General features: G+C 56.8%; 5 protein-coding genes and 1 pseudogene. All 6 read left to right on the top strand.

Going from position 1 to position 4,521, the window contains the following annotated elements:
* A pseudogene (locus AB5213_RS16845) lies at positions 1 to 795 on the top strand (hypothetical protein); the annotation flags it as partial.
* Between the two features lie 22 nt (positions 796 to 817).
* Complete coding sequence (locus tag AB5213_RS16840; protein ID WP_368277004.1) at positions 818 to 1,681, top strand: hypothetical protein; 864 nt, start codon at positions 818 to 820, stop codon at positions 1,679 to 1,681.
* Positions 1,682 to 1,715: 34 nt separating this feature from the next.
* Complete coding sequence (locus AB5213_RS16835) at positions 1,716 to 2,780, top strand: type IV secretion system protein (RefSeq protein ID WP_368277003.1); 1,065 nt, start codon at positions 1,716 to 1,718, stop codon at positions 2,778 to 2,780.
* A gap of 47 nt (positions 2,781 to 2,827) precedes the next feature.
* Positions 2,828 to 3,232 carry a hypothetical protein gene (locus AB5213_RS16830; RefSeq protein WP_368277002.1) on the top strand — a complete coding sequence of 135 codons (405 nt, stop codon included), beginning with the start codon at positions 2,828 to 2,830 and terminating at the stop codon, positions 3,230 to 3,232.
* Positions 3,233 to 3,345: 113 nt separating this feature from the next.
* Positions 3,346 to 3,501 carry a hypothetical protein gene (locus tag AB5213_RS16825; RefSeq protein ID WP_156333801.1) on the top strand — a complete coding sequence of 52 codons (156 nt, stop codon included), beginning with the start codon at positions 3,346 to 3,348 and terminating at the stop codon, positions 3,499 to 3,501.
* Between the two features lie 58 nt (positions 3,502 to 3,559).
* Positions 3,560 to 4,521, top strand: a 962-nt coding sequence (locus tag AB5213_RS16820) for a hypothetical protein (protein ID WP_368277001.1), incomplete at its 3' end; no start/stop codon positions are given.

The raw sequence follows: 4,521 nt of genomic DNA, 5'->3' as shown, positions 1-4,521 counted from the left end.
TACGGCGGACTCATCACGGGTTCCGTTAAAATGCTCACCACCGAATACAGTGCTTCCGGCTCTGCCTACAAGACCTACGCGGATTTCGCCGTCTTCAAAGACGATGATTCGTACATGAAATACCGGTGTGAGCATCTTTACAAGCAGTCCAACTACACCCGCGTTGCCAATTACCAGAAGGCCATCGACACCAACAACTCCGAACTCTTCCTGCGTGCCCTCGGCGAAGGCGGGTACTACACCGCGTCGCAGGACAGCTATATCGCCCAGTACCGTTCCATCTGCCAAGCCTATCCGCTCGTTGCGCAGCTCGATTCCATGACCGCAGAGGAGTTCAAGAATCGGTACTCCGGCACCACCCTCATTCCCGGTGGCGGGCAGGACTACCAGAGCGCCGACCAGTGGCAGAAGGATATCGTGAATGCCTGCTCGCAGACTCCGTGGCCGGGAGCCAACCTTTGCGCCACATGGACAACAAGGGTCTATGCAAGAGCCGGTCATCCCGTCGGCGGCAACGGCAATACGCAGCTCGGCAATCAGGGATACGGTGCCAATTACAGCCAGAAACGCGCCACCACCGACCTCTCCCAGATAAAGGTAGGAATGCTCATCTCCGCCCAATACGGCTCCAACACCGCCGCCGGTAACGCTTACGGGCACGTCGGCATCTATATCGGTGACGGCAAGGTCATGGATAGCATTTACTCCGGTCTGCGCACCATCTCCCTGTCCGATTGGGTTTCCCAAAACGGAAGAGGATGGGTTGTCTGCGGCTATCCATGGGACTGGCGCTAGGAAACCAGAAAGGATACCTGCTATGAAGAAACTGAAAGCATGGATGGCGGAACACAAGAAGTTTTCCGTCATCGCCCTGTGCCTGCTTCTGATGTTCACCTGCGGCTCTGCCATGAGCGCCATCAACGTGTCGCATCACCGCGCAGAAACCGCAAAGGAGCAGAACGCAGGAAATAACACGGACACTACCACAGCCGCTGAGAAGAAGACGAAGGAGGAAACCGGGAAAGTGGAGCTTACCGATGCCCAGAAGGAAATCATCAAGGGATACGATTCCGATGCCAAGGAACTCATCGACACCCTCTCCTCTTCCGTCTGGTCGGTAAGCGAGGGGCGCTACACCCTCAAGTTTGCCGATGACTCCTACGTGGAAACGGTGAACGGAACCCCGACCGTCCATAGTTACGCCATCTCCCGCGTGGAAAAGACCTCCGATGGGTACGGCGGTTATCTCTATACCATCGTCTTCGAGACCGATACCGGCACCCATATCGTGACCTACACGGACGGCAGCGGTGCTGCGGTGAACTCCGATTCTAAGACCCCCGGTGAGAACACCATCTCCACCCTTACAAGCTCTACGATGTTCGCTCAGAAAAACACCGCATACGAGCGTGCCGAAGCGGTGGCAAACATTACCGTGAAGGGCATGAACAGCGAGGTCACGAAACTCTTCGGCGGGGATGAGAAGGCCGTCACCACCGCCCTCTCCAAGTGGTGCGCCGTCCATTACCCTTCTGTCACCGAAGCTACATGGCAGAAAGTCGTGAACCTCGACTATGAGAACGGGGTCATCACCACGGACTTCAAGCTCAACGACACAAACTCTGTTTCCATCACCTGCGTTTACGAGCAGTCCACGGGCGAGTTCTCCTTCGAGGGCTAGGGCAGCATCGCCATGCAGGCAGAAAGGAATCTCTATGAATGAACAACTGACTTTACAATCCACACAGCATGAGGAGACGAAGACGGTTCCCCTGCGCAGGAGAAAGGCTTGTCTTATGGGCACATTCGCGCTCTTCGCTGCCTGCGCACTCGTGCTCCTCATTCCCCATCCGGCCTATGCGGGTATCATCGGGGACTTCCTTGATATCCCCAACATGATTAAAACGTGGCTTCTGCAAATCGCTGCCACGCTCTTCAATACCTATTTCGGTGTCATCAACCAGACGCTTGATGCGAAGTTCATTTCCGGGCCGTTCAACGAGCTTTTCGGAACAACCGAGCCGTATGGCGTGGTAAAAGACTTCTATCAGGCCGGGGTCATCCCCGTTGCCCATGCCATCCTAGGTCTCTTCATGCTGATGCAACTCATCAAGATTAGCCAGCGCATCGACGCGACGAGCACCCTTCCCGCCGTGAAGGATATCGTATTCCTCGTGGTGACCTACTGCATCCTCAGCTACTTCATCGACAACGCCCTCGACCTCGTTTCCGCCATCTACAGCATCTTCAACGACCTCGTTGGTAACGTGTCGGACAAGCTGCAATCGAAAAACTGGTATGAACCCGGAATCGAGATGACCAAGGACGATGCGGCCGATGCCACGTTCGGCGGATGCTTCCTCCTTTTGATTTTCGGACTCATTTCATGGGCGGTCGGACTCGTTTTTTATGCGGTCTCAATGGTCGTTGCCCTCGGCCGTTCCGTTCAGCTCTATGTCTATGCCGCCTTCTCTCCGATTCCCATTTCCCTTCTCGGCTTCGAGGAGACGAAGCAAATCGGAATCGGTTACCTCAAGAACTTTGCGGCAGCAGCCCTCGCAGGCGTGGTCATGGTTCTTATCCTCTACCTCTACCCGCATCTTGTGACCGCCCTCGCGGTTTCCGGCGGATTGGGAAAGGCTGAGATGCTTGGTCTCGCACAGGGCGTAGAAACATTCGACTCGTTCGGTGTCATCATCAAGACTATCGCCGTTCTCATCACGACCATGATGGGGCTTGTAAAGTCCGGCTCTTGGGCGAAGGAAATCCTCGGCGCGTAGACGCTTACCGAAAACCTGCCGCCGCCCATCGCGCGTCTTACCCCCTTGTGGAGTTCTATGATACCTCGCAGGATGCCGCACGCTTCCCGGGCGGGCAGTTCGTCTCTCGTTACTACATGACCGACCTGCTTGAGGACGATTCTATTGCCGTCTCCCTCGACACGATGCTCAAGAACGGGAACCAGTTCTCCCTTGATGGCGGCATCCCCGCTTGGACGGTTGAAGGCGATGACCTTGCGAAGGTGAACGACTTTCTCAAGAAAAGCTGCATGGAGTTTAGCGGCTCCCTTCCCGGTGACGAAAAGGACGAGGACGGCTACTCCCTCACGGGGGAAGCGAAGGATGCCACTGCATCCCGTAATGGGCTGAGCAGAAACCAGATGGGGATTGAAGAAAAAGCTGCCGAGTGCAAAGAAGCCGCGACCGTCCTCGCTAACGGGAACGCCCTTTAGGCGCTTTTGGCAAGAAAGGAGAAATGAACATGGCAGAAGATTTCGGTGACAGCACGGGAAGCGGCCTTGTGAATACCGCAGGGCAAGCCGCAAAAGAGGTCGTTCAGGCCGTCGTGACAAAGGGTGCGGGCATCGGAGGAAAGGGCGGTGGCGGTATCTCCCTCTCCGGGGAAGCCAAGGACATGATGGCAGCTTCCAAACAGCTTGCAGGCGCATCTGCCGCACCTTCCCGCGAGCATCTGGTCGCAAAGCCCGACCTCTCCCGTTAGATAGAACCACAGAAAGCCAGCAAACCGTACAACAAGAAACACAGAAAGGATGATTGCCATGCCAGATAACGACTTCTGGATTGGGCAGGAGCAGATTCCCGTTGACCTCTCCCTCCTGCTCACCTACCACAACGATGAGGACTACTGGTACGCTCCGGGGGAGTATGCGCTCAGGGTCTATACCGTCAATACCCTGAACACCAACTTCGCCCGTCCCTGCTTCGCGCTCGGTGAGCGCAAGTTCGACCCGGAGATGGAGGATGTTTCCGGTGCTATCGAGAACACCCTCCACGAACTTCTCGATTCCGGTGCGACCCCCGAGGACGTGTACCGCATCATGGGACTCGTTAAGGAGAGCGAACTTTCCCCCGAGACCAAGGAAGCTGACAGCTATCTTCCCATCGACCTCGGCTATTGCATCGACGGAAATATCGTCTCCTATGAAGCGGTGCCGGAGGGCGTTGCGACGGTGCCCGAAAACGTAGACTACCCCCGTTACGCGGAAGCGATGGAGAGCCATGTGCCGCTTCCCATCGCTACGCAGATTGCCAAGCACGATTTCTCTCACAGGCAGGCGGATATCCTCATGGAAGCCGCCCGTAACCCGCACGTCTCGCCCGAGACGCTTGAGACGATAGCCGACAAGACCCTTTCGTCCGGTAAGATGCGCGGTCTTCTGGATATCGCTTCTGTCGGCAAGAACCCCCTCGATTTTCGCAATATGGACGAGCAGACACTTAAGGCGGCTGTTTCCGTGCTGTTCCACGGCGGCAAAGACCTCCCCGTGACGGAGCTTGACCTTGCGCAGCTGCGTTCGGTAGACCTCGCGCTGATGGACGGGGCTTCCCCCGCCGAAGCCATGCGTGCAGCCGAGAAGTCTGCATCCGCCGAGCCGGAAGCGACTGCCGCATCTCTCGCATCCGAAGCCCGCGACGCGAAGGCCGCTCGCACCGAACTCGATAGCCAGTCGGAGACGAAGGATGCCCCGACACGCGCGGAAAAGGCAGATGGCTCCCTGTG

The sequence above is a fragment of the Coprococcus sp. RTP21204st1_G4_RTP21204_210225 genome (assembly GCF_040915385.1).
GTDB lineage: Bacteria > Bacillota > Clostridia > Lachnospirales > Lachnospiraceae > Allocoprococcus > Allocoprococcus comes.
This window is presented reverse-complemented; position numbering and strand designations above follow the sequence as displayed.

What these genes read in the sequence shown, in the direction of transcription:
- AB5213_RS16840 (WP_368277004.1), top strand. Translation starts at nt 818, where the DNA reads ATGAAGAAACTGAAAGCATGGATGGCGGAACACAAGAAGTTTTCCGTC.
- AB5213_RS16835 (WP_368277003.1), top strand. Translation starts at nt 1,716, where the DNA reads ATGAATGAACAACTGACTTTACAATCCACACAGCATGAGGAGACGAAG.